This window comes from candidate division WOR-3 bacterium, assembly GCA_016867815.1.
In the GTDB taxonomy this organism is placed as follows: Bacteria; Hydrothermota; Tepidihabitantia; order Tepidihabitantales; family Tepidihabitantaceae; genus UBA2258.
On the sequence record VGIR01000050.1, the window covers coordinates 1 to 23,459 of the forward strand.

General features: G+C 61.8%; 22 protein-coding genes. 16 read left to right on the forward strand and 6 right to left on the reverse strand.

The genetic code is table 11. The annotated features are described in order from the left end of the window. The first annotated feature begins 368 nt into the window (after positions 1-368). The 9 genes from FJY68_08680 to FJY68_08720 all read left to right on the forward strand — a co-directional run bounded on the left by FJY68_08680 (position 369) and on the right by FJY68_08720 (position 6,894). The gene (locus tag FJY68_08680) at positions 369-1,484 is read left to right on the forward strand and encodes a DNA adenine methylase (protein ID MBM3331906.1); all 1,116 of its coding nucleotides are present in this window, start codon (positions 369-371) and stop codon (positions 1,482-1,484) included. A gap of 15 nt (positions 1,485-1,499) precedes the next feature. After that, positions 1,500-2,585 carry a restriction endonuclease, SacI family gene (locus FJY68_08685; GenBank protein MBM3331907.1) on the forward strand — a complete coding sequence of 362 codons (1,086 nt, stop codon included), beginning with the start codon at positions 1,500-1,502 and terminating at the stop codon, positions 2,583-2,585. Between the two features lie 80 nt (positions 2,586-2,665). Then, positions 2,666-2,851: a hypothetical protein gene (locus tag FJY68_08690; GenBank protein ID MBM3331908.1), complete on the forward strand. Its 186-nt coding sequence runs from the start codon at positions 2,666-2,668 to the stop codon at positions 2,849-2,851. A gap of 131 nt (positions 2,852-2,982) precedes the next feature. Continuing rightward, a complete protein-coding gene (locus tag FJY68_08695; GenBank protein ID MBM3331909.1) occupies positions 2,983-3,837 on the forward strand; it encodes a hypothetical protein in 855 nt (284 codons plus the stop codon). Next, positions 3,827-4,396 carry a hypothetical protein gene (locus tag FJY68_08700; protein ID MBM3331910.1) on the forward strand — a complete coding sequence of 190 codons (570 nt, stop codon included), beginning with the start codon at positions 3,827-3,829 and terminating at the stop codon, positions 4,394-4,396. Before FJY68_08695 ends, FJY68_08700 begins: the two co-directional genes overlap by 11 nt. Next, positions 4,393-4,887 carry an exonuclease gene (locus tag FJY68_08705; protein ID MBM3331911.1) on the forward strand — a complete coding sequence of 165 codons (495 nt, stop codon included), beginning with the start codon at positions 4,393-4,395 and terminating at the stop codon, positions 4,885-4,887. Before FJY68_08700 ends, FJY68_08705 begins: the two co-directional genes overlap by 4 nt. Positions 4,888-5,135: 248 nt before the next feature. After that, positions 5,136-6,110 (forward strand): GNAT family N-acetyltransferase, encoded by a 975-nt coding sequence (locus FJY68_08710; GenBank protein ID MBM3331912.1) that lies wholly within the window; start codon positions 5,136-5,138, stop codon positions 6,108-6,110. Between the two features lie 162 nt (positions 6,111-6,272). Continuing rightward, positions 6,273-6,569: a nucleotidyltransferase family protein gene (locus FJY68_08715; protein ID MBM3331913.1), complete on the forward strand. Its 297-nt coding sequence runs from the start codon at positions 6,273-6,275 to the stop codon at positions 6,567-6,569. Next, entirely contained in the window at positions 6,553-6,894 is a 342-nt protein-coding gene (locus FJY68_08720) for a DUF86 domain-containing protein (GenBank protein MBM3331914.1), read from the forward strand. The genes FJY68_08715 and FJY68_08720 overlap by 17 nt, the downstream gene beginning before the upstream one ends. A 249-nt stretch (positions 6,895-7,143) precedes the next feature. Here FJY68_08720 and cadA read toward each other — a convergent pair whose 3' ends face one another. Together cadA and FJY68_08730 are read right to left on the reverse strand one after the other, a co-directional pair. Beyond that, on the reverse strand, positions 7,144-9,312 hold the full coding sequence (cadA, locus tag FJY68_08725) for a cadmium-translocating P-type ATPase (GenBank protein ID MBM3331915.1): 2,169 nt from the start codon (positions 9,310-9,312) through the stop codon (positions 7,144-7,146). 111 nt (positions 9,313-9,423) lie between these two features. Then, the gene (locus tag FJY68_08730) at positions 9,424-9,708 is read right to left on the reverse strand and encodes a helix-turn-helix transcriptional regulator (GenBank protein MBM3331916.1); all 285 of its coding nucleotides are present in this window, start codon (positions 9,706-9,708) and stop codon (positions 9,424-9,426) included. Between the two features lie 258 nt (positions 9,709-9,966). On the opposite strand from FJY68_08730, the gene FJY68_08735 reads away from it, so the two are divergent. Further along, positions 9,967-10,506 carry a DUF2284 domain-containing protein gene (locus tag FJY68_08735; GenBank protein ID MBM3331917.1) on the forward strand — a complete coding sequence of 180 codons (540 nt, stop codon included), beginning with the start codon at positions 9,967-9,969 and terminating at the stop codon, positions 10,504-10,506. A 260-nt stretch (positions 10,507-10,766) separates the two neighbouring features. Here FJY68_08735 and FJY68_08740 read toward each other — a convergent pair whose 3' ends face one another. The 4 genes from FJY68_08740 to FJY68_08755 form a co-directional block, all read right to left on the reverse strand. Beyond that, positions 10,767-12,029, reverse strand: coding sequence for a hypothetical protein (locus FJY68_08740; GenBank protein MBM3331918.1), 1,263 nt, complete (start codon positions 12,027-12,029; stop codon positions 10,767-10,769). Further along, entirely contained in the window at positions 12,030-12,995 is a 966-nt protein-coding gene (locus FJY68_08745) for a hypothetical protein (protein MBM3331919.1), read from the reverse strand. Then, on the reverse strand, positions 12,995-14,251 hold the full coding sequence (locus FJY68_08750) for a hypothetical protein (GenBank protein ID MBM3331920.1): 1,257 nt from the start codon (positions 14,249-14,251) through the stop codon (positions 12,995-12,997). The genes FJY68_08745 and FJY68_08750 overlap by 1 nt, the downstream gene beginning before the upstream one ends. 154 nt (positions 14,252-14,405) lie before the next feature. Further along, positions 14,406-15,368 carry a beta-1,6-N-acetylglucosaminyltransferase gene (locus FJY68_08755; GenBank protein MBM3331921.1) on the reverse strand — a complete coding sequence of 321 codons (963 nt, stop codon included), beginning with the start codon at positions 15,366-15,368 and terminating at the stop codon, positions 14,406-14,408. A gap of 619 nt (positions 15,369-15,987) precedes the next feature. Between FJY68_08755 and FJY68_08760 the strand changes: the two genes are divergently transcribed. The 6 genes from FJY68_08760 to arsB all read left to right on the forward strand — a co-directional run bounded on the left by FJY68_08760 (position 15,988) and on the right by arsB (position 23,254). Beyond that, the gene (locus tag FJY68_08760; protein MBM3331922.1) at positions 15,988-16,785 is read left to right on the forward strand and encodes an HAD family hydrolase; all 798 of its coding nucleotides are present in this window, start codon (positions 15,988-15,990) and stop codon (positions 16,783-16,785) included. Positions 16,786-16,878: 93 nt separating this feature from the next. After that, entirely contained in the window at positions 16,879-17,976 is a 1,098-nt protein-coding gene (gene carA, locus FJY68_08765) for a glutamine-hydrolyzing carbamoyl-phosphate synthase small subunit (protein MBM3331923.1), read from the forward strand. A 143-nt stretch (positions 17,977-18,119) separates the two neighbouring features. Further along, positions 18,120-21,425, forward strand: coding sequence for a carbamoyl-phosphate synthase large subunit (gene carB / locus FJY68_08770; GenBank protein MBM3331924.1), 3,306 nt, complete (start codon positions 18,120-18,122; stop codon positions 21,423-21,425). A 61-nt stretch (positions 21,426-21,486) separates the two neighbouring features. Then, positions 21,487-21,831: a helix-turn-helix transcriptional regulator gene (locus tag FJY68_08775; GenBank protein MBM3331925.1), complete on the forward strand. Its 345-nt coding sequence runs from the start codon at positions 21,487-21,489 to the stop codon at positions 21,829-21,831. A 2-nt stretch (positions 21,832-21,833) separates the two neighbouring features. Next, positions 21,834-22,058, forward strand: coding sequence for a hypothetical protein (locus tag FJY68_08780; protein ID MBM3331926.1), 225 nt, complete (start codon positions 21,834-21,836; stop codon positions 22,056-22,058). Continuing rightward, positions 22,046-23,254, forward strand: a complete 1,209-nt coding sequence (arsB, locus tag FJY68_08785) for an ACR3 family arsenite efflux transporter (GenBank protein ID MBM3331927.1) — start codon at positions 22,046-22,048, stop codon at positions 23,252-23,254. The genes FJY68_08780 and arsB overlap by 13 nt, the downstream gene beginning before the upstream one ends. Positions 23,255-23,459 lie beyond the last annotated feature (205 nt).

Sequence of the window (23,459 nt, forward strand, 5' to 3'; positions counted from 1 at the left end):
GAAGCGCTGGCGCCCTGGCGAGATGCGCTGGCGCTGGTGTGTAGCTGGGCTGCTACATGCCGAGCAGCACTTCCGGTGCGTAGATGGCTACCGGCACATCCCCGCATTGCTGAGTGCACTGGAACGGCCCGCGTCACCGAAAGAAATTGACGCAACAGAGAGAGTTGCCTAAAGTGATGTGGGAGCCGCTAGGAATTTCAACTAACCGAGGGACATGCTCCTACCAGTCTGCGGACTATAAAGAAGAGCAGCTCCGCGCCGAGTTCCTGAACCACTTCTTCTCCGCCCTCTGCTGTCGGAAGTTGACTATACCGGTCGCAGTCCTATAGTAACAAGCCGTGCGACACAAAGTGCGCGATGCCAAAGCGATGGGGCTGGCCGTCGGTCCGAGAGAGAAACTCGAGCTATTCGGCGCTGAGTCCCTGAGCGAAGACGAACTCGTCGCGATTCTCCTTCGCACCGGTACGCGCGGTGTGCCAGTAACCGAGTTGGCAAAGAAGGTCCTGACGGAGGCGGGCGGTGTTCATGGCTTGGAGAATGCCACGGTGACACAGCTTTCAGGCACCACTGGCATTGGCAGAGCCAAGGCGACTCTAATCAAAGCTGCGTTTGAGTTGGCCCGCAGGAATGGGGCGACAGGGACGTCTACGTCTGCGGGAAAGAAGCCTCTTGGTTCACGTCGCCGCGGAGAGAGGCTCATACCCTTTGGCTGGTACGGTGGCAAGTACAGCCATCTGGATTGGTTGTTGCCGCTCCTTCCTGAGTGCACCCACTACTGCGAGCCGTTCGGCGGTTCAGCGGCCGTGCTGCTCAATCGCAAGCCGGCGCCTGTCGAGACGTACAATGATCTAGATGGAGAAGTGGCCAACTTCTTCAGAGTCCTGCGCGACAAGCCGGCGGAACTCATGCGTGCGATAGGTCTCACGCCTTTTGCCCGAGAGGAGTTCAGGCAAGCAGTGGACACTCACGCCAGACGGACCAGCGACCTCCAAAGGGCGCGGCTCTTCTTCGTCCGCGCAAGGCAGGTCAGGACGGGTCTTGCCCAGACGGCGAGTATCGGTCGATGGGCAAACTGCCTGCTCACGAGCCGGGCCGGAATGTCGGGAGTGATATCGCGTTGGTTGGGTAGCGTCGAGGGTCTAGCCGAGGTTGCCCAGAGGCTCATTCGAGTGCAGATCGAGAACGATGGCGCACTTGCCGTCATCGGACGCTACGACAGTAAGGAAACGTTGTTCTACTGTGACCCGCCGTATCCGCATGAGTCGCGAGGCGATGCCAAGGCCTACGGCTACGAGATGACGGACGACGAACACCGCAAGTTGAGCGTGCTGCTGCACTCCGCCAAAGGCAAGGTCGCGTTGTCAGGATACGCATGCAGGCTGCAAGACGAGCTGTACCACGATTGGAAGAGGCACGAGGCTCCAGCTAAGGTGTGCCACTCGGTGAAGCAACTGCGTTCAGAGGTGCTGTGGACGAACTACTAGTTGTGGGAGGCACCAATGGCGATCGACTACGCCAAAGCTCGTAGGCTGCTGGACGCGGCACTGCCGAAAGCCGAGGCAGCCCTACTGCAGAAGTCCCCTCCTGATATTGGCGATGACATTAAGGCTGATTTCGATGTCGTCTTCAGTTCAAAGACGCAGTCCTACCGCGAGGTCCTTCTGGGATGTACCCTCGCGCGAGCATTGGATCGTAGCATCGACATAACCCTGCCGTACGTAGCACACGGCGAACACGCCTTCAATGGACGCACCTTGGACAAGGAGGTCGTCAACTCGTTCCTCCACGACAACAGAATGCCAAGTTCGACGGGGCCCTATCTGAACGTTTTCCGCCGACAGGTCCGTTTTGACTCGAATACGCGAGCCGGACTGAAGGACAAGAGCGGCTACGACGTTCTTCTTCGGCTCATGAAGACCCTCGTCGCAATCAGTGACAAGAAGGGAGTCTTGGACTTCCTTGTTTATCAGGTCTACAGATTCGGTCTGCTGCGCGAGGAGGCAGATGTACCCGTGTCGCGCGTTCATCGTGTCAGCTTGGAGCAGTACAAGACTCTGATATACGACATGATGGATACACCAAGCGAGGGGAGATTCCCAGTCTTCCTTGTGGCCGCGGCATTCGAGGCTATCAAGGAGTACCTAAACCTCGACTGGGAGATTTCGGTGCAGGGCATCAATGTAGCCGACAGTCAGTCCGGTGCGTGGGGAGACATTGCGGTACGGAGTGGTGACCGCGTCGTCCTCGCGGCCGAGGTGACCGAACGGCAGGTCGACAGGAATAGGGTCGTCACGACATTCAACACGAAGATCGCCTCGACGGGCTTGGAGGACTACCTCTTCTTCGTCAGCTCAGAGCGACTTGCGGAGGACGCGAAGCTTCAGGCACAGCGGTACTTCTCGCAGGGACACGACGTGAACTTCCTGGAAATCCGTCAGTGGATATACATGGTTCTGGCGACAATCGGTTCAAGGGGACGTCAGGCGTATGGCAAGTTCCTGCTGGCACACATTGAGGCAGAGAGTACGCCGAGCACGTTGAAAGTGCGCTGGAACGACATCCTCGCTCGTCTTCTCTCGCCCTAGTCCAGTCGGCTTTTGACAGCACGGAGAAACGATGGACACTTCCCGTATCTCCGAGCGATGTCAAGACGCGGCATGACAAGATGGTCGAACTAGTGGAGCGGATGCTCGTCCTACACAAGCAGTTGCCCAATGCCAAAACCCCGCACGAGCAAGAATCCCTCGGACGTACGATAGAAGCATCGGATATGCATATCAACGCGCTGGTGTGCAAGTTGTGCGGATTAACGGAGGACGAGGTTCGGATTGTCGGAGGAGGTTCCCAATGAGCGAAACCGCATCCGTCACCTTTCGGAGCCTGATTACAGGTTCTTCGACCGCGGTTCTCCCCTTCTAATGGCCGCGTCAATGACCTTCAATCTTACTTGACCACACATGTCAGACACATAGACTTGCATTGATGGCGGACCCGCATCTGAATCTCTTCTACTCCTATAACCGCAGTCCTGAGTCGGAGCTCATTGAGGACAACCTTACGCGAGCCTTCATCCAAGTGCTTCGTGCCCTCTCCGCCGAAGCGCGCGGCTGGTTCCTTGATCAGCTGTTCAAGGATCAAGACAACGGCCTGAGCGAGTGTGACTTCACGCGAGCCGAGTTCGCGCTGCAAGACCACATGACCAAGCCGGCCCACGAGTTCGAGGTCAAGAGAATCGTCACCCTGTCCACACGAGTTCCTGAGACCGAAGAGATCAAGCCTGAGGAGCAACCGTCTGGCGGGTCTCGGCCGGACGCCTGGATATATGACAGTAACGAAAGGGAGCGGTCCTACTGCCTGCTGATCGAGTGCAAACGCGGAGACAACCCGATTGACCCGGCCCAACTGAAACGGCACACGCAGGAGTGGTTCCACGCCCCACTGAAAGAGATCGTACAGACCCCGCTGAAGTGGAATGACGTGCTTGAAGCAATTGAAGCGGCCAAGAACCCGCCCTCCAGACTCAACGGGCAGGAACTACACATCGTAGGTCAACTTGAGCAGTTCCTGGGGTTCTTTGGCTACCGGGTGTTCAAGGGGTTTGGCTTCGCAGGACTGAGACGAGTACCCGACTTCAGACTGGCGTGCGCAAGAGCGAGGTCTTCTGAACACGGTGGGCTGTTCCATTTTGCTGAGCTGGGACCTCCTCTGGACTTCCGGCTCAGGAATGCCGCGGCGAGTTCAGCAACAGAGAAGGACCGACTATACTGCTTCAAGGCACTCGGTGCTGCACCAGCGTTCAGGCTATGCACCAGAAAAGGAGACGAACATGGATGCTAAGACGGCGAAGGGTTTTTTCGACAACCAAGAGTGGTTCAACCTGTTCTTCGAACAGCTGTCTGGATTGTACGATAGTCTCGGCAAGGCGCTGGCGGAGCTAGAGTTGGAGGAGTCAGCAAAACGCTGGTACTACAAGAATACGGAGCAACCTTCAGTCCCGGACAAGTTCATGGCCTTCTATGCCGACGGCGCCTCGCGGCAGTTGGCTGCCGTGGCGCTACTCGCAGAGCCAAAGAGCGAGAAGCTGCAAGTGAAGGAACCTGCACTGGCCATCATCGCGCATGATGCAGGAAGTGATGCTACCCACGGGGTGGCTATGAACGTGCTGAATGGCCAGAAGATCAGGAGATGTGAGCAAGACAACGATGGCATCACGTTCCACGGTGAGCTGACGTGGGATGTGCGCTTCCGAGGATTCTTCGTACCGCTGGATGCCTTCAGCGAGGGCAACTGCAGCGACTTGGACGCGGCGGTACGTGAGAAGATCGCTGGGCCGCTGCAGGAGATGCTGGGCAAGCACTTCTCGAAGCCCGGTAAGAAGTCAAAGTCGGGGGCATGAACTCCTCCGTACGCGCGTATGTTGACATCGAGACCACTGGGCTGAACCGGTATCAGTACGACCTGACTGTTGTCGGCATCTGCCTTGAGCTGGGGCGGAGCCGCAAGGTGTTTCAGTTCTACGACGCGACTCTGACTCGCAAAAACGTCCTTGAAGCTGTGAAGCATGCAGACGTGCTCTACACCTTCAACGGAGAGCGGTTCGACCTGCCGTTCATTGGACATCATCTTGGACTTGATCTGGCCAAGCATTTGGAGCACCGTGACCTTATGTATCACTGCTGGGACCGCGGTCTTCGAGGTGGACAGAAGTCTATCGAGCGCCAGCTCGGTATCGGTCGCAAGACCGCCGGTCTCGATGGTGCCGATGCTGTAGACCTGTGGTTTGACTACAGGGAAGGCGGCAGCAGACGCGCTCTCAGTAAGCTACTCAGATACAATGCAGAGGACGTCACCAACCTGGCGCGCATCCGGAGCAAGCTCGTCCTCTGATCGCCTGCCTCCTCGGCGTCGAACGGCACTCACAGCAAGTGATTATCGACACGGCCCAAGTCATTTTGGATTTACGATTTTGGATTGCCGACCACGTCGGCGGAGTCGTACATCGTTGATTCGTTCATCGTGTACGCAGCCGGCGGCGAGCGAATCTCACTCGCGGCAAACGAGGAACGTTGTACGCACTGTCAGGCAGGGACCATTGAGGCCAATCCGCCGAACCGCCGAGAGGGAGCGGTGAGCCGTTGTCTCTGAGAGTCCGGCCGATGGTCGCCGGAGACGACGACGCGGTCTACGTCGATATCTACAACCGGGTCGCCGCCGGACTGCCGGAGCAGTCCCCGACTTCTCCGGCCGAGCTTGAGTTCCAGCGCTCGATGCCGTACTACGACCCGCACGGGCGGTTCGTCGCCGAGCTTGCGGGCTGCGCGGTCGGGCTCGGGTTCGGCACTATCAACCCGCTGGATCCGGCACGCATCGGCTGGCTGAACGTCAAGGTGCTGCCCGAGCTACGCCGCCGGCGGGTCGGCACCGGCCTGGCCGAAGCCGCGCTCGCGAGCCTGCGCCAGCGCGGCGCGCAGAAGCTGTGGTCGGGCGCGTGGGAGGAGAGCAGCGCCGGCACCGCATTTCTCCGATCGCTCGGGTTCCGCGAGCAGACGTTCGAAAGCTGGCTGCGGCGGCCGCTTGCGGACCTGCCGCACGGCATCGGCGAGCACACCGGCGTGGAGATCCGAGAGACGACCCTGGAGGACGACGACCTCCGGCTTACGGTCGACCTGCTGAACGAGGTGTTCTGCGAGGACCGCGACCGCACCCCGACGACGGTCGAGGCGAGGCGGAAGCGCGCGGCCGAACTCGCGCGCCAGGGCGGGGTCATAAGGACGTGGGTGGCGATGCTGGGAGGCCGGCCGGTCGGAGTGGTCCAGGCGGTGATTTCGCCCCGGGAGAACTCCGCGCTCGACGTCCGGCGGGGAACCCTGATGGGATTGGGAGTCCTGAGAAGCTTCCGGCGGCAGGGGATTGCCCGGGCCCTGGTGATCAGGGCCCTCGAGTTCCTGAAAGATCGCGGTATGGCTGAAGCCGAGTTGTCGGCCGACAACGACAACCCGACGCGGGCGCTGGGCATCTACCTCAAGATGGGGTTCCGGGTCGCGCGCAGGTTTGTTGAGTTCGAGCTGCCGCGGAGTCACCAGCGAGATGTGGTTCAGCAATCCCCGTGACAAGGAAGTTGGCTGTTGGGGAGCTCGGATGACACAGCAGGTGATTATTGACACGGCTGAGAATCGATGAGAGCGAATGGCTTGAGGCTGGCAGTTCACGTCTCGGGTTTTGGTCGCTTTTCCAGATGACAGCGGACGGGGCAATGCTATAATGTATCCGCAATGAGAACCCGAGACCAGGTGCTGGAGGTCTTGTCCCGGAATCGGGACAGGATACGCTCGTTCGGAGTCCGAAGTCTGGCCTTGTTCGGATCGGCTGTACGCAATGAGGCGGACGACGCGAGCGACCTGGATTTTCTCGTCGAGTTCGACCGCAAGTCGTTCGACAACTACATGGACCTGAAGTTCTTCCTTGAAGAGTTGCTCGGCCGGCCTGTCGACCTCGTGCTCAAGGACGCTGTCAAGCCGCGACTCCGTGAGCCGATCCTGGCTGAAGCGGTCCATGCTCCGGGACTATAGAGCCTACCTCGAAGACATGCTTGAGGCCGCGAGCGCGGCGCGGGAGTTCGTTGCGGGCATGACCAGAGAGGACCTAGCCGAGGACAGGCGTACGCGCGACGCGGTTATCCGCAACCTGGAGGTAATAGGCGAGGCAGCAAAGAAGCTGCCCGCTCAGACGAAACGCAGCCATCCCGAGGTCGAGTGGAAGAAGATAGCCGGCCTGCGGGACATTCTCATCCACGACTACTTCGGCATCGACATGGACATCGTCTGGGACGTCGTGCAGAACAAGTTGCCGCCACTGGCCGACCAGGTCCGGCGTATCCTAGGAGAATCCAGGTAAGCAGTCCGCCTGGAAGAATTCGTTGGATAACAGATGATTGCTGACCCGGCTGAGAATCGATGAGAGCCGACGGCTGACCACTAACGGATTGCCGTTTCCGGCCCTTTCCTTGCCCCTGGTCCCCAACCCCTGACCCCTTCATTGGTTGAGCCGCCCGGCCGCGACGCCGAGTATGCAGGCATGAGGAATACGGCTTCGGGACCGGGATGCTCTAGACCAGGGTGATTCCGGCCGGCAGCGTCGTCACCCTCAACGTTCTCTTGGCATGCCGGCACGGCTGCCACCGAGTAGCCGCAGTGCGTTGAAAACTACAAGAAGCGACACGCCCATATCTGCCGCTATCGCCATCCAGAGCGTCGCAACGTGAAAGAAGGCCAGTGTCATGAACACGGCCTTAACGCCCAGGGCAAAGACAACGTTCTGCCGGATGATGCGCACCGTACGGCGCGCATGGCGGACCAGCCACGGCAGGCGGCTGATGTCATCCGACATCAGCGCGATGTCCGCGGTCTCGATGGCGGCATCGGTCCCGGCTGCGCCCATCGCGATGCCAATCGTCGCCGTAGCCAGCGCCGGCGCATCGTTCACGCCGTCGCCCACCATCGCGGTGGCTCCGTAGCTTCGCTCGATCTCGCGGACCGCCTCCAGCTTGTCCTCAGGCAGCAGTTCGGCCCGGACTTCGTCGGCCCCCACCGCTCTGCCTATCGCCTCGGCGGTTCCCTGATTGTCGCCGGTCAGCAGGACCACACGCCGGACCCCGGCCGCCTTGAGCGCGGCGACCGTCGCCGCGGCTGACGACCGCACCGAATCGGCCACACTGATCAGTCCGCAGACGTGCCGGTCACTGCCGACCACTATGACGGAGTGGCCCGCGTCCTCCATTTGCTGAATCCGTGCGTGGATTTCGGGGTCATCGGTCCCCTTCTCTCGCAACAGCCGGTCGCTGCCTGCCCAGTAGGAACGACCGTCGATTGTGGCCTCGGCGCCCCGCCCCTTGAGCGCACGGAAGTTCTCCGCGCGGGGAGGCGTGATATGCTCCATCTGCGCCTTCCTCAGCACGGCTGCCGCCAGAGGATGCTCGCTGTGCGCCTCAAGTGCCGCCGTCCGGGCAAGGAGTTCGCCGCGGTCGTGTCCGTTGAGCGGAACTACCTCCTGCACCTCCGGGACTCCTCTGGTCAGCGTGCCGGTCTTGTCCATGGCAAAGACCTTGATTCGCGCTGCCGCCTCCAGGTACGACCCGCCCTTGATCAGGAGCCCGGCCCGCGCCGCCGCGGTGAGTCCGGCCACGATGCTGACCGGCGTGGAAATCACCAGCGCGCACGGGCAGGCGATGACCAGCAGGACCAGGGCCTCATAGAACCAGCGGCCCCAACCGCCCACGAACAGGGGCGGGACCACTGCGATCAGCAGCGCCAGGATCATCATTGCCGGCGTGTAGTAGCGCGCGAACTTCTCTACCCACTGCTCAACCGGCGCCCGGCGCGACTGGGCTTCTTCGACCATGCGGATGATGCGCGCCAGGGTCGTATCCGCAGCCGCCTTTGTCGCCTGCAACTCAATCGCTCCGTCCTCGTTGATGGTACCGGCGAACACCTCGTCGCCAGGCTGCTTGGCGACCGGCAGCGACTCGCCGGTAATCGGCGCCTGGTTGACGGACGTCCTGCCCTTGGCGACGATGCCGTCCAGTGGAATCCGCTCACCGGGCCGGACGAGCACGGTTGCGCCCAGTGGGACATCGGCTACCGGCCGCTCCATGATGTCGCCGCCCCACGGGCAGAGGTAGCGTGCGGTCGGCGGGGTCAGCGAGACCAGCGAGCGGATCGCTCTCCGGGCGCGGCCGACGCTCCATGATTCCAGGAGGAGCGACAGCGAGAAGAGAAACGTGACCGTCCCGGCCTCGAACCACTCGCCGATGATCATCGCCCCGAGCGCGGCAACCGTCATGAGCAGGTTCATGTCTGCCCGCAACCGCCTCAACGCCAGCCATGCCTTCGGAACGATGAACCAACCCCCTGTTACCGCCGCGGCGACGTAGAGGAGGACAGCGGGCAGCGGGAACTCGTGATGCGCCATACCCTCGCCGCCGACCAGCGCGTGCCACAGGCTTCCGTGCATGAGCGCGTGGGTCAGGAAGCCCAGACCGACCAGCGCCCCGGAACTCCAGCACATCGCCGCGCGGCCGTACTGCTGCCACCAGCTTTGCTCGACCGCGTGGGCGCCGGCAGGGCGCGTCTCGTCGGGGGTCTCTACCTCCAGCCCCGCCTTCCGCACGGCATCCCGGATTGCGGCCTCGTCCAGGACCGTGGCATCGTGTCGCACAGTCATGGTGCTGTCGAGAAGGTTGAAGTCCAGGTCATGCAGTCCGGTCAGGCGCCCGACCGTGCTCCGGAGCGCGTTCGTTTCCTCGGCGCAGCACATCCCTCGGATTCTGAACCGCGTAGTCGTGCCGCCGGCCGCCCGCGCTTCGTCCTGCGCCTTCGTCACTTGCAGACCCTCGTATCGCAGGAGCGGAGAACTGCGACGGTCATCTCATTCCTCGATATGGCGCGACCCCAGATCCAGGATCGCGCGAACGTGCTCGTCGTCAAGCGAGTAGTAGACAATCTTGCCTTCCCGACGATAGTGCACGAGCCGGGTCTGCCTCAGTACCTTGAGCTGATGCGACACCGCGGACTGGGTCATGCCCAGCAGCGCGCCCAGGTCGCAGACGCACAGTTCCGACCGGCCCAGCGCCAGCAGGATGCCGATCCGCGTGCTGTCGCCGAAGACCCGGAAGAAATCGGCCAGCTCGAACCGCCTCTCACTCGGCGGCATTGCCTTGCGCACCGAGCGCACCGCCGCCTTGTGAATAACGCTGCAGTCGCAGACCGCCGCGCCAGTGCCTTTGTTCTTCACTTCGGCTTCCTTTCAGATGAATAATTGCATATACGTTCATATGATAGCCGACCGGGCGGGGGAGTCAAAGCCGGCGTCCGCGCGGACGTCTCTCCGCCATCCGCGGTCTATGCGGGTCGCTGCCGCACGGTCCTGCGCGGATTTGACCTGGGACCGGAATCTCCCTAGGATGCGGGGATGAAAAGGACAGGTATCGAATTAGAGAAGTACGTCGCGCAGGCGCTCGCAGCCGGTGCGGCTGAGGCGAAGATCGTCCCGGCCACGAACATCAGAACCGCCGAGTGGGTTCGGCTCAAGTGCCAGTTCGGATGTGACGGCTTCGCCAAGGGGCTCTGCTGCCCGCCGCGCACGCCCACGCCGGAGCAGATGAAGCGCGTGCTCGCCGACTACCGCCGCGCGCTCATCTACAGCTACGTCTGCACGCCGTCGGACTACAGAACCAAGCGACGCCGTATGCGCCGACTTGTCACGGAACTAGAACGGGCTGCCTTCCTTGACGGACACTACAAGGCGTTCGGGCTCGGCGACGGGCCGTGCCGGTTCTGTCGCGACTGCAACCTGGCCGGGGACTGCCGGCACTCAGAGAAGGCGCGGCCATCAATGGAGTCGTGCGGTATCGATGTCTACGCCACGGCTCGCAACTCCGGCATCAAGCTTGAGGTCGCAACCCGCAGAGACGGCCCCTCGAAACACATCAACCTGATCCTCCTGGACTAGCTGACAGCCAACGGCTGAGAGCTGGACGCGGGACGCTCCCACAAGGACACCAAAGCCCTGTGCTGCAAGTCAAGTCCTTCGCTGTGGCCCCGCCCATTCGGAACGTCAAGAACGTGGTAGTCTTCCGCAGGTTCCACCGGGAGTGACTGGTTTATCCGTAGTCTCCGACGTACTAATTCCACCGTGAGCGTGCACCGCCACAGCCGCCTTGATTCTGTGGCAGCAGCGCTGCTTGGCCATGCCTCGGAGCTGCCCGGTACTCACGAAACCGCCTTGCGGGCCTCGGCCTCGCGATCTTCGAGGTTCTTCCAGTAGACACCCACCTCAGCCCACTTGCTCTTCTGTTTGCTGACCTTGGTGGGGTCGTATTGGAAGTCGTCGCGCAGACCACGCCCAGCTGCAACCTGTAGGGCCCATACATCAAAGCCCAATTGGACCTCAATCAGGCAGGGACCGGTTGTGGTGATGGCGACATCCCAACCTAGATAGGGATTCTCAGAGAAGACGATTGCTGCGTTGTCAAGAATGCGCAGTATCTCGTCAGAAAATGGAATCCTGATCCCGCTGAGTTTTGCTCCTGTATCCGGATGCAATTGCCCCAAGGACTTGGTTCTCGACATCTTGTCATAACAGCCACCGGTGGTCTCAAAAGAACGTGGGTCGACGCTGATAAAGACACCGCCGGCATTGGCATTGTCGAAAGAGCCGCCCTTGCGACCAAGCCGCAGGTAGATTCCCAGTATTCTGTACTTTGCACCCAGACAGTGAGTCACGATTCTCAACGTGTTAACGGTATCCGGACTCAATTCCTTGATGAGAGGGTGCTGGTTCTGCATCTCACACTGAAGAACATAGCCACTCGGCAGTTCCGTTGCCTCCTTGACAATGGCGGCAAGATCGGTCATCGCCCCGTTCATTCGACGCAGCCGTCCGTCGACAATCGACACGACGTCCGTTCCTTTGGCTCCGGAACTGAATGCCGGCTTCAGGAAGAACCTCCGGACACGCGAGTTCATAACGAGGTCCGTTGCCGTTGCCAGGTCAAGACGCCGAAAGCAGTCATCCGTTATCGTGCCACCGAAGGTGAACAGCATCACCTTAGGATGGGGCAATCCCATCGCCTTGAACATCAGGTACTCGTATCGTTTGTCGAACGCCGTGCAGTCATACTCCCGGTACCGCGACCGGGTCTGGAGCATCTGGTGGGCATGCTCGGGAACATAGGCCAGTACGTCGTCCATGCTCTTCTGGCGGCTGTAGAGCTCGAACTCGAAGTAGGCGTCAACAGCCGACTCGAACTTCCAGTACTTCCGGTACCTGTATACCTCGAGCAGCATGCGGGGTACCGTCTTGCAGGTTTGACCATTGAGACGACGGCACTCCTTCGCGCGCTCAATCGTAGACTTGATGAGCCGCATCGACTGGAGCGTTCGTCTTATCCTCTTACCCACGTAGGACAGAATGACCTCCTTCGTATTGTGCCTGATACTGGCCGCCGGTCTCAGCCGCTGCCACGGTGGCATTCACCCCGCACGCGCCCAGCAAGGACTGTCCTCCAGTCCCGCCAGGATGGCCTGGTACAGTTGCAGCCGCTGACGCACCAAACGGGCCTCACGGTCAATGCTCACCTGGTCAGCCGTCTTCACGCAGCCGACGAAGCGCTGGGCCAGCTGCATCACGGGGTCTTCCACGGCGAACTCGCGCTCGCCACACGCAAAAACGAAAGAGTAGTCGCCTTCCACTCGGCGAACGAAGCGGGTTTGGTTGACTTCAATCCAGAAAGGACGTGGCGGTGTCTGGGAGACCTCCAGTTGGTGCAGCGAGGCGGCGAGATCAGCCTGCGCCCCATGCAATCGAAAGCGCAGCACGCTGAGTTCGCTTGATGGTGGCCGATCCCAGCAAATGTCCTCGACGCGGGTATCCGGCTCCAGAGGAGCCAGGGCTTGTATCAAGCTCAGCAAATGTGGTAGCAGACCGCGAGCCATGGCGCGTCCCGTCCTGGGCGGTGCGAACCCGATTGCTACCTGCCGAACCGGCGGGACAACGGGGAAAGCGGAATGCTGCATCAACGCCGGCAGCGCGAACGGCCATTGGCAGTTTTCCGTCAACAGGACCCGGGCCTGCCGAAAGGCATCAATCACGGACAGCCCCTCGGCCAGTTGAGGCTCGTCCACGAGCGGTTTCTCGCAGAGCGTGGGCAAGTCCGCCGCCTGGGCGACCCGAAGCGCCTCGAGGTGGAATGCGACGGGCGACGATATCACCACTGCCTTGATGCCGCTCGCGGCAAGTTCTGCCAGGTCACGACAAGCGTTAACGGCGTGCCCAAGTCTCTGCCCGAGGTCCAACGCGTTGCGGTGAGCGCGTTCAGGTGAGGCGCCGGCGACTGCGACCACTCGGCACCCGGCCCGCTCCAGGAAACCGGCTAGGAAAGGGCCAAGGCCGTTTCGGCTGCGTCCCGCACCCACTATTCCGACCGGGGTGGAGTCCATCAGTCGCAAAGCCTCTGCTCTGCCCTACGTTTGCGCTCCAGGGCGGACATCTTCTCCTTGTTGCCCAGGAGCAGGTCCGCCCGAACGGGAACACGATGTCGGCCCCGGGCCAGTACGAAGGTCCCCGCGCAGGCCTGCGCGTATGGACCGAGGGGTTGCCGCCTGCTGGTGAATGTCGGCAGCAGCCTGCCCCTTCGCTCGTGCAGGCAGCCCTTCACCGACCAGGGCGCCGCCTTGTCCGCGGAATGGCTCGCTTTTCGTGATACGAATCTCAGGTTGACTCGGCCCAGTGTGAGGTGTAGTTCGGTTCCTGGCGGCTGCGGCATGAATGAGACAATCAGTGGCCGAGGGTCATCGCTGACGCGAAGGAGATGCTCCTGGTGATGCAGGAGGATGCCCGCCAGGTTGCGCATGACCATGTCGGCTGCTTCCGCCATCTCTATCCCCCGGCAGTTTCCCCTCTTTATCCGACCCAGGTAGAAGTCCCTCATTTCCCGGGGAATCGGGCCTCGCCATCCCAGGCGTTCGAGGGCCCGGTAAGTTCCATATCGCTCGAACCGTTCCAGCCCGTTCCTCTCCGAGTCGTACCAGTACGCGCGAAGAGCGGAGAGATTCTGCGCCATTCGCAAGCGCCAGGCTTCGAGTTCCCGCTCGCCACTGGCGAGTGACGTCGCGCGGGTCACCGAGATCAACTCCTGCAGGCCCAGGACCTCAACGGCTGCACATAGCCGCGAGATGTAGCGTTCCATGTCCTCTTCCAGCTGGATGCTCCAGCCGTGGACAAACGCATGTTCGAGGTCTTCGACATGGACGTGGAAGTGGATTCCGGGGTCGTAGACTCGCCTCACGGCAGAGTGTATGTCGAAGAGCGTACGCAAAGCCACGAGTTCAGCTACGTCGATTGAGCTGTCCGGGCCATGCACCCAGTGCTTCTTTGGTGCCCAAAGCATGAGTCCCGACAGGCGCCTGCCTGCCCGGATGCGAGTGACGACCCGACTTTCTATCTCAGCCCGAGTCTGGACAGCGCTTCCCGGCACTTCCCTCGCATAGGGAGAAGTTAACAGTATGTCTGCTACCATCGCCGCGATCTCGACGGCGGTACCCGAGCCTGCACGCCTGCCCGCTGCCGCGGACGTTCCAGTCGTCTGGGCAATGGGTGCGTAGTCGAAGAACGATCGCTCGGCGAGCTCGACAATCCCACCCGGGTTTGGCGACGATCCCTGGTCACAACGGTACCTGACGCTGAAACTGGTCACCGAGATGCTCCCTCAGTTCCCGAGCGGAACGGGCTCGCGTGAAACCCGGTGTGTCTCCTTCTCCCTGACGGAAAGATCCGGGCCTGCACTTGCGTCCCGGGTGCACGAGTGCCCAATGGACGCGGGGCGAGAGCGAAAGGGAGACCGGGCGGAGTCACGAGATCGCAGCGTCGATCATGTCGAGGACTTCTCCGTCAACCGTCGCATCGAACTTCCGGGCGAACAGATCGCTTCTACTCATGAAACGGTTGAAGTCGTTCTTCCCCAGGAGGGCAGGATGAGCCAGATGCTGCGAGAAATCGGTATACAGCAGGTCGTCATTCACGATACGGTCACTGAGAGTGGAATTCAGCAGGATCGTCTGGAAGAACATCTCGCTTGGACACAAGGTGCGGCCGAAGAACCTCACGAAGGATCTGTTCCGTTGCGTGAACTCAAGCACGTACTCGGCACATTCCCTTGAAAGACACCAGAACGCGCTCCCGTAGAAGGGTTTGAAACCTGCGGGGAACCTCCGGCGAAACGCAACCCTCTTCGCCAATACGTTCCACACCCGGTTCACCGCCGGCGACTCGAATATGTCTGTCTTGGGAAAAGCGAAGTGCCACCTGCCCCAGGAAGAGTGCCAGTAGATATGACGTTCATCCCACTTTCCGGCCCAGGGGGCTTCCTTTGTGAAGTACTGAATGAAGGATCGACCTCCACTCTCCTGCAGGAACTGATGGATGTAGCGATTGGATTTGATCGGATAGGATTGTCCGGAGATCGCGATCAGGTAGTCACATCGGCTGTCACTGGCGAGAACCTCCTGAAGGCCGGTCAGCCTCGTTCTCACACTGACAAAATGACCCCAGCGCCACCGGTAGCGCTTCAAGAAGTGGACATTCGAGAGTGAGCCGAGCGGACCCGCTATCCTCTCATATGTCGCGTCATCCGTGTTCTTGTCGACATGAATGACGAACGACGTATCAGGAGCGCGGAGTCTTCGCACGAGCCGTACCACCTGGTCGGGTGAAGTGTAGGCCGTGACAATGTAGGCTATTCTCACGGACGTCAGCCGACTTGGTCTAGCGGAGGTCGTTTGGCTTCTGCCGACTTCGCTCTCGTCACGTGGGATTCAGATCAGTGTGCGCGCGGTCGTTGTGCAGGTGTACGAGGGAAGCCGGCCGGCGCAACGGCCCATACCTTGGGGACACGTCAGCTCGTCGGGTCAAGAGCGTCTGGTTTCTCGCGGCATGGTCGAAACAGTAGCGAATTGGGGATGTGGTGTCAAAACCAGTCGGGAGCAGGGCGCTACAGGCGAACCCACCACTGTCCGGCAGTTGGAGGCCGCCGACAGACGGGTGGAAGGAAGCGGCCTGAAAGCTGCTGACTGTGGTACCGCGCAACGTCAGTGAGGAAGAGGATCCTGACCGGCGGGTACCACTACCGGGAAATGGCACCGCCTTCGAGGAAGTCGTGCGGTATCGATGTCTACGCCACGGCCCGCAACTCCGGCATCAAGCTTGAGGTCGCAGCCCGCAGAGACGGGCCCTCGAAACACATCAACCTCATCCTCATAGGCTGAAGTCCGAATGACGAAGCCCGAAGTTCGATTGAAGCCCGAAGTATGGAGAATGGCCAATCCATACTTCGGATCTTACCCTCGTTGATTCGTCCTTCGTGTTTCGGACTTCGAGTCTTGCCAGCGAGCTTCTGGTTTGCGCACGACGTGCTTTCGAGTAGAATCACGCCTCATGTTCAAAGCGGTTCTGTTCGACCTCGACGACACGCTGATGCCTGACGAGTCGGCGGCAAATGAAGCGCTCGTCGCAACCGCGGGGTTGGCCAAGCAGTGGCACAACGTGCCACCCGGTGACCTCAAGGATTCGGTGCGCCGCGTCGCTCGCCGCCTGTTCCGCGCCCACCCGGTCGTGGAGCCGTATGGCGGCAGTTTCGACGTCAGCTCATGGGAAGCGCTCTGTTCGACTTTCGACGGCGACGACGACGAGATGCGCCAACTGCGCCAGTGGGCGCCGGAGTATCACCGCCAGGTTTGGAGCGAAGCCCTGGCGGAGAATGGCATTGCCGACCCGCTGCTCGCCGACCAGCTTTCGGTCCTCTACCCATGTGAACGTCGTGCCCGATACGTACCTTATCCCGATGTGAAACCTTGCCTCGAGCGCCTCGGGACTGACTACCGACTTGGACTGGTCACCAACGGACCGTGCGACCTGCAGTGCGCGAAGCTCGATGCCTCCGGGTTCAGGAGCTACTTCGGCGCGGTCGTGATATCGCGCGAGGTCGGAGTGAAGAAGCCGGACCCGCGCGTCTTCGCCATCGCACTCGACCAACTGGGGGTCGGCGCGCAGGAGTCGGTGTTTGTGGGTGACAGTCCCAAGAACGACATTGTCGGTGCGCACGCCGCCGGCATGAGGGCCATCTGGCTTAACCGCGACAAGCTGCCTCCGCCTGACATCGCCAAGCCTGACGCGGCAATCACCGGTCTGGACGAGCTTTCGGCCGCGCTGGCTCTTCTCAGCGTCTCCGCCTGACCCCGTCCGAACTCCTCTTGGTGCCTTGGTGTCTGCGTGGTGAATCCCGATCCGGCAAGCCGGGCTTGCTCCGCACATGTGGCCCACTAAGATATGGCCGCATTGCCCCCCCACACCCATCCCCCTGCCAGTCCTCAGCCGAAGAGAGTTGTTCTCGAACTTGAAGACGGCTCAAAGTTCGCAGGCACCGGTTTCGGCTTCCACGGCCCCGCATCGGGCGAGGTGGTGTTCAACACCTCGATGGTCGGGTACGTCGAGAGCCTGACCGACCCTTCGTACCGCGGGCAGATACTCGTCCTCACCTATCCCCTCATCGGCAACTACGGCGTCCCTGCCGCCGACAGGGATAGCTTCGAGTCCTCACGCATCCAGGCATCCGGACTCATCGTGGCCACCGCCCACTCGGACCAGAGCCACGCCACTGCCGGACGTTCCCTACACAAGTGGCTCGCCGACGAGAACGTGCCGGGGCTCGAGGGCATTGATACGCGCAAGCTGACGATTCTGCTCCGCGAGCGCGGCACCATGCTCGGCCGCATACTTCCGGCTGACTACGCGGGCGAACCTGTCCCGCTCTTCGACCCCAACGCCACCGACATCGTAGCCGAAGTCTGCGTGCCGAAACCCGAGGTGTTTGGCTCCGGCCGCAAGCGAGTCATCCTTGTTGACTGCGGGGTGAAGCACTCCATCCGGCGTGAGTTGCTGAAACGCGGGGTCGAAGTCCTGCAGGTGCCCGCCGACTACGACTATACCGGCGAGCGGTTCGACGGCATCCTCGTCTCCAACGGCCCGGGCAATCCCGAACGCTGCGGAGCGACCGTCTCCGTGCTGCACCGGGCGCTGGCGCTCAACCGGCCAGTCTTCGGCATCTGCCTTGGTTGCCAGCTCATCGCTCTCGCTGCCGGTGCGCGCACCTACAAACTCCGCTACGGCCACCGTGGCCAGAACCAGCCCTGCCGGGAGAAGGGCACCGACCACTGCCGCCTGACCAGCCAGAACCACGGCTTCGCAATTGATGCGTCTACTCTACCGCGCGACTGGCAGGTCTGGTTCGAGAACGCCAACGACGGCTCGGTCGAGGGCATCCGGCACGTGCGCAGACCGGTCTCTGCGGTCCAGTTCCACCCCGAGGGCAGACCCGGCCCGCTCGACAGCGAAGACCTGTTCGACCGCTTCGTCCAAACGCTATGACAGGAAGCAAACCCGAAGTCCGAAGACCGAATGACGAATCAAGCCCGATTGAGGGAAATGCCCCAAATCGGACTGCAATCGGTATTCGTGCTTCGAGCTTCGGACTTCCGGAGTGAGCCGCTTTGAATAGGCCTTCCAGTGTCATTGTTCTCGGGTCCGGTGCGCTGCGCATCGGGCAGGCGGGCGAGTTCGACTACTCGGGCAGCCAGGCGATCAAGGCCCTGAAGGAAGAGGGCATCCGGGCGGTCCTGGTGAATCCCAACGTCGCGACGATTCAGACTACGCCCGGCCTGGCTGACGAGATCTACCTGCTTCCGGTCGAGGCCGACTTTGTCGAAAAGGTGATCGCTGCCGAGAAGCCGGACGGAATCCTGCTCAGCGTCGGCGGACAATCCGCCCTCAACACCGGCGTCGAGCTCTGGAAGTCCGGTGCGCTCAAACGCGCAGGGGTCACGGTGCTCGGCACACCGGTCGAGACCATCATCGAGTCCGAGGACCGCGCGCTCTTCGCCGCCAAGATGCGGGCAATCGGCGTCTCGGTTCCGGGTAGCGACACCGCCGACTCGGTCGAGCGCGCGCTTGCCATCGCTGAGAAGCTCGGCTACCCCGTGATGGTGCGAGCCGGATTCAGCCTGGGCGGCCTCTCCTCCGGCCGCGCCGGGACTCCAGATGAACTGAGGCACCGAGTGGCTGAAGCGCTATGCCACGCGCCGCACGTGTTGGTCGAGGAATACCTCGGCGGCTGGAAAGAAGTCGAGTACGAAGTCGTGCGCGACCGGCACGGCAATGCGGTCACCGTCTGCAACATGGAAAACATGGACCCGATGGGCATCCACACCGGCGAGAGCATCGTGGTTGCGCCGTCGCAGACCCTGACCAACGACGAGTACCATTACCTGCGCACGGTCTCGCTCCGCATCGTGGCGGCGCTCGGGGTGGTCGGTGAGTGCAACGTCCAGTTCGCCCTTCACCCGTCGAACGGCGAGTACCGGGTAATCGAGATAAACGCCCGGCTGTCCCGCTCCAGCGCGCTCGCCTCCAAGGCGACCGGCTACCCGCTGGCCTGGGTCGCCACCAAACTTGCGCTCGGGTACGCGCTCGCTGACCTCAAGAACTCGGTGACCGGGGTCACCGGCTGTTTCTTCGAACCCGCGCTCGACTACGTCACGGTGAAGATACCCCGCTGGGACCTGCGCAAGTTCCGGGCCGCGTCTCGCCGCATCGGGTCCGAGATGAAGAGCGTCGGCGAGACGATGGCCATCGGCGCGACCTTTGAGGAGGCGCTGCAGAAGGGCGTGCGCTCACTCGGCCTCGGCTACGACGGAGTCACCGACCCGAAGGCGCGCACCGACGACCCGCTGGACGAGATCGCGAATCCGACCGACCGTCGGCTGTTCGCCATCGTGCACGCGCTCGCGAACGGGACCACGGCTGAGCAGATCTGCGAGTCGAGCCGCATCGACCCGTGGTTTGTCGCCCGACTGGAGGCAATCGTCCGCGCCGAGCAGGAACTCCTGAACCAGCCGCAAGTCGCGGACCCGAAAATGGGGACTGCACCGGATTGCGGCGCCTCGGGCGCCGGGGGCTGTACCCATTTTCGCCCGAAGCAGCTCGAAGACTTGGACGCGGACCACATGCTCCGCCTCAAACGGCTCGGTTTCTCAGACCGGACCATAGCGCGACTCACCGGCGTGATCGAGCTCGACGTGCGCGAGCGCCGTATCTCACTCGGAGTTCTGCCCCGGCCGCATCGTATTGACACCCTGGCCGGCGAATTCCCGGCCGCGACCAACTACCTGTACCTCTCCTATGGCGGCGACGGTCCGGAAGTCAAACCGGAAGAACGCGGCCGGCCGGTAATGGTATTGGGCAGCGGGCCATACTGTATCGGTTCGTCGGTCGAGTTCGACTGGTGCTCGGTCGGCATGTGCACAACTGCGGCCAGGCTCGGCCATCGCACCGTGATGGTCAACTGCAACCCGGAAACCGTCTCCACCGACTACGACTCCAACGACCGCCTCTACTTCGACGAACTCACGCTGGAACGGGTGCTGGACATAGTCGACTTCGAACGACCGCTCGGGGTGGTAGTATCGGTCGGCGGGCAGATACCGAATAACCTCGCGCTCAGCCTCCATCGCCGCGGCGTGCGCATCCTTGGCACTGACCCGGACTCGATTGACCGGGCCGAGAACCGCCACCGTTTCGCGACCCTGCTCGACCAGCTCGGCATCGCCCAACCGCCCTGGCAGGAACTCAAGCGCATCGACGAAGCCCGGGCATTCGCGGCCAAGGTCGGGTACCCGGTGCTGGTCCGACCGTCCTACGTCCTCTCCGGCTCGGCCATGAACATTGCCAAGACCGAACGCTCGCTCGAACAGTACCTGAGCCAGGCAACCCAGATCTCTCCCGAGAACCCGGTTGTCATTTCCAAGTTCCTGGAAGGGGCCAAGGAGATTGAGATCGACGGCGTAGCCCAGGATGGCGAGATGGTCATCTACTGCATCTCCGAGCACGTCGAGCTCTCCGGAGTGCACTCGGGCGACGCCACCGTGGTGATACCGCCTCAGACGACGTATCTCGAGACCGTTCGCCGGGCCAAGGGCATCACCAAGGCCATCGCCGGAGCACTGTGTATCAACGGCCCGTTCAACGTCCAGTTCCTCGCCAGGCAGAACGAGATATCGGTCATCGAATGCAACCTGCGTGCCTCCCGCTCCTTCCCGTTTGTTTCCAAGTCTACCGGCTACGACTTCATCGAGATAGCAGCCAGGGCCATGCTCGGGGAGAACGTACGCGGCCGATACCACACGCTTGACCTCGACTACGTTGCGGTCAAGGTGCCGCAGTTCTCCTTCTCGCGCCTGAAGGGAGCGGACCCGGTGCTCTATGTCGAGATGACCTCGACCGGCGAATCGGCCTGCCTCGGTGACTCGCTTGAAGAGGCATGGCTCAAGGCGGCCATCGCCAACGGCCTCCGCCTGCCGGAGAAATCGCTGCTTGTCTCTATCGGCGGAGACGATGCCAAGATGAAGCTGCTCGAACCGCTGCGACAGCTGGCCGCGGCCGGCTTCGAGATCCATGCCACCCAGGGCACCAATCAGTTTCTCGCTACCCATGAAGTCCGGTCCCAACTCGCGCGCAAGGTGTCGGACCCCGAGCCCGGCACGCGGGACGTCGCGGAGCTGATTGCCGACCGCAAGGTTGAGTGTGTTGTCAACATCCCGAAGCGCACAGCCGACGAGACCGTGCTCACCGACGGCTACCGCATCCGGCGCGCTGCGGCCGATTACGGCATCCCGCTCATCAACGATACCGAACTGGCCCGACTCTTCATCCGCGCGCTGCTGAGCCACCCGCGCCAGAGCCTGGACGCCAAACCGCTGCTCGCCTACGCCGCGCGGTCCCGCCCCACCTGCTCCGACTCTCCGCGTAGCTCATCTCCCTGACTGTCGCCACGCCGGTCGTCTCTCTTGACCGCAAACCACACATTTCTATAATTCTCGAAATATGGACATAACCAGCAGGCAGTTGACGACCGCGCTGTTTGCGGCGCTGGGTAGCGAGTACAGAACGCGAATGGTCGAACTGCTCGCCACCGGCGAGCGTTGCGTGTGCGAGATAGCTCCGCACTTCCCTACGTCGTTCTCGGTCGTATCCCACCACCTCTCGGTCCTGGAGCAGGCCGGAATCGTGGTATCGCGCCGGGACGGACGCTGGATGCGCTATCGGCTGACCGACGACTCAGTGCTCGAGCTGCTGGGACAGGCACGGCAGCTCGCCCGGCAGTGCAAGTCCGGACGACGCACCGCCCGTCGCCCGAAGGCGTCGGAGCGCACCGAACCGCAGAGATAGTGATGCCCGGTTCTCTCCTGACCAGAATCGAGAAACTCATCACGACCCAGCCCCTGCTCGCGGTCCCGGTCGTGTTCCTGGGCCGACTGTGGCGGCTGCGTGACGCCGGTAGCGCCGATGGACGCCGCTGCCGGCAAGGCTTAGCCCGGTTCGTCAGATACCTGAGGGTACTGGATGCCGACGCGTGCCTTCAGCTACTGAAAGACCTGCAAACATGTCACCCGTAACCTCAGCCTGCGTCGAGAAGAAGGCCAAGGGCCTCAACGTCTTCGAGAAGTATCTGACACTTTGGGTGATTGCCTGCATCGGCGCGGGCATCCTGCTCGGCAAACTGGCGCCGTCTGTCGCTAAGACGCTCGACGGCTTCGCCATCTGGTCCGACGGCGCGCCGGTTATCTCGATTCCGATCGCCGTCTGCCTCTTCTGCATGATGTACCCCATCATGGTGAAGATCGACTTCGCCGAGGTGCTGCAGGCCGGCCGGAACGCGAAGCCGGTGGGACTCACGCTCCTCGTCAACTGGGCCATCAAGCCATTCTCGATGTACGCCCTGTCGATTCTCTTCCTTGGCGTGCTCTTCCGCGGCCTCATCGGCCCGAACGCGGTCGACCTCGTGAAGCTGCCACTCGGCATCAATCTCGAACCGGGCGCGACCTACGGCGTTGGCAAAGTTGTGCTGGTGAATGGCGCCAGGCTGCTTGAGGTTCCGCTCTGGCGCTCCTACCTCGCCGGCTGCATCCTGCTCGGCGTCGCGCCCTGCACCGCGATGGTGCTGGTCTGGGGCTACCTCGCCAAGGGCAACGACGGCCATACGCTCGTAATGGTCGCGATCAACTCCCTGACGATGCTCTTGCTCTACGGCCCGATCGGTGGATTCCTGCTGGGCGTCGGCCGACTGCCCGTGCCCTGGCAGGCACTGGTGCTCTCGATCGCGATCTACGTGGCGCTGCCGCTTGCTGCCGGCTTCGCGAGCCGCAAGCTGATCATCCGCGCCAAAGGGCAGACCTGGTTCGAAAGCAAGTTCCTGCCCGTGCTCACGCCCATAACCATCATCGCGCTCCTCGTCACCCTCGTCCTCCTCTTCTCGTTCAAAGGTGAGGTCATCGTCTCGAACCCGCTCACGATCCTCTGGATCGCGATCCCGCTCTTCATCCAGACCAACCTCATCTTCTGGCTCGGGTACATCCTCGCGAAGGTGCTGAAGCTGAGGTACGCCGACGCGGCCCCGGCCGCAATGATCGGCGCGTCGAACCACTTCGAGGTTGCCATAGCCACCGCGACGATGCTCTTCGGCCTCTCCTCCGGCGCCGCGCTCGCCACGGTCGTGGGTGTCCTGATAGAAGTGCCGGTGATGCTGATGCTCGTCCGCATCTGCCTCAAGACCCAGCACTGGTTCCGGACCGGCCCGACCCGCGTCAGTTGACGCGGTTATGGGCATGCGAAAAATGTCAGATTCCGTTTGCCCGCAAAGGACTGAAAGGACATACATGAGAACTGCTGTTACTAATCAGAGCATAAAATGTTTGACATGGGAGTCGGTTTGGTGTATACTGTGAGTAATGAGAGAAGACGATACTCGGCGTCTATCGCCGGCGGCTTTGGATGTGCTGCGTGTGCGGGTGATGAAA

Coding starts and splice junctions, on each gene's coding strand:
- FJY68_08735 (MBM3331917.1), top strand. CDS start 9,967: ATGAAAAGGACAGGTATCGAATTAGAGAAGTACGTCGCGCAGGCGCTC.
- arsB (MBM3331927.1), top strand. CDS start 22,046: ATGTCACCCGTAACCTCAGCCTGCGTCGAGAAGAAGGCCAAGGGCCTC.
- FJY68_08700 (MBM3331910.1), top strand. CDS start 3,827: ATGGATGCTAAGACGGCGAAGGGTTTTTTCGACAACCAAGAGTGGTTC.
- FJY68_08730 (MBM3331916.1), bottom strand. CDS start 9,708: ATGCCGCCGAGTGAGAGGCGGTTCGAGCTGGCCGATTTCTTCCGGGTC.
- FJY68_08690 (MBM3331908.1), top strand. CDS start 2,666: ATGGTCGAACTAGTGGAGCGGATGCTCGTCCTACACAAGCAGTTGCCC.
- FJY68_08775 (MBM3331925.1), top strand. CDS start 21,487: ATGGACATAACCAGCAGGCAGTTGACGACCGCGCTGTTTGCGGCGCTG.
- FJY68_08745 (MBM3331919.1), bottom strand. CDS start 12,995: ATGGACTCCACCCCGGTCGGAATAGTGGGTGCGGGACGCAGCCGAAAC.
- carA (MBM3331923.1), top strand. CDS start 16,879: ATGGCCGCATTGCCCCCCCACACCCATCCCCCTGCCAGTCCTCAGCCG.
- FJY68_08695 (MBM3331909.1), top strand. CDS start 2,983: ATGGCGGACCCGCATCTGAATCTCTTCTACTCCTATAACCGCAGTCCT.
- FJY68_08715 (MBM3331913.1), top strand. CDS start 6,273: ATGAGAACCCGAGACCAGGTGCTGGAGGTCTTGTCCCGGAATCGGGAC.
- FJY68_08685 (MBM3331907.1), top strand. CDS start 1,500: ATGGCGATCGACTACGCCAAAGCTCGTAGGCTGCTGGACGCGGCACTG.
- FJY68_08720 (MBM3331914.1), top strand. CDS start 6,553: ATGCTCCGGGACTATAGAGCCTACCTCGAAGACATGCTTGAGGCCGCG.
- FJY68_08680 (MBM3331906.1), top strand. CDS start 369: ATGGGGCTGGCCGTCGGTCCGAGAGAGAAACTCGAGCTATTCGGCGCT.
- FJY68_08760 (MBM3331922.1), top strand. CDS start 15,988: ATGTTCAAAGCGGTTCTGTTCGACCTCGACGACACGCTGATGCCTGAC.
- cadA (MBM3331915.1), bottom strand. CDS start 9,312: ATGTGCTGCGCCGAGGAAACGAACGCGCTCCGGAGCACGGTCGGGCGC.
- FJY68_08780 (MBM3331926.1), top strand. CDS start 21,834: ATGCCCGGTTCTCTCCTGACCAGAATCGAGAAACTCATCACGACCCAG.
- FJY68_08740 (MBM3331918.1), bottom strand. CDS start 12,029: ATGCCACCGTGGCAGCGGCTGAGACCGGCGGCCAGTATCAGGCACAAT.
- FJY68_08705 (MBM3331911.1), top strand. CDS start 4,393: ATGAACTCCTCCGTACGCGCGTATGTTGACATCGAGACCACTGGGCTG.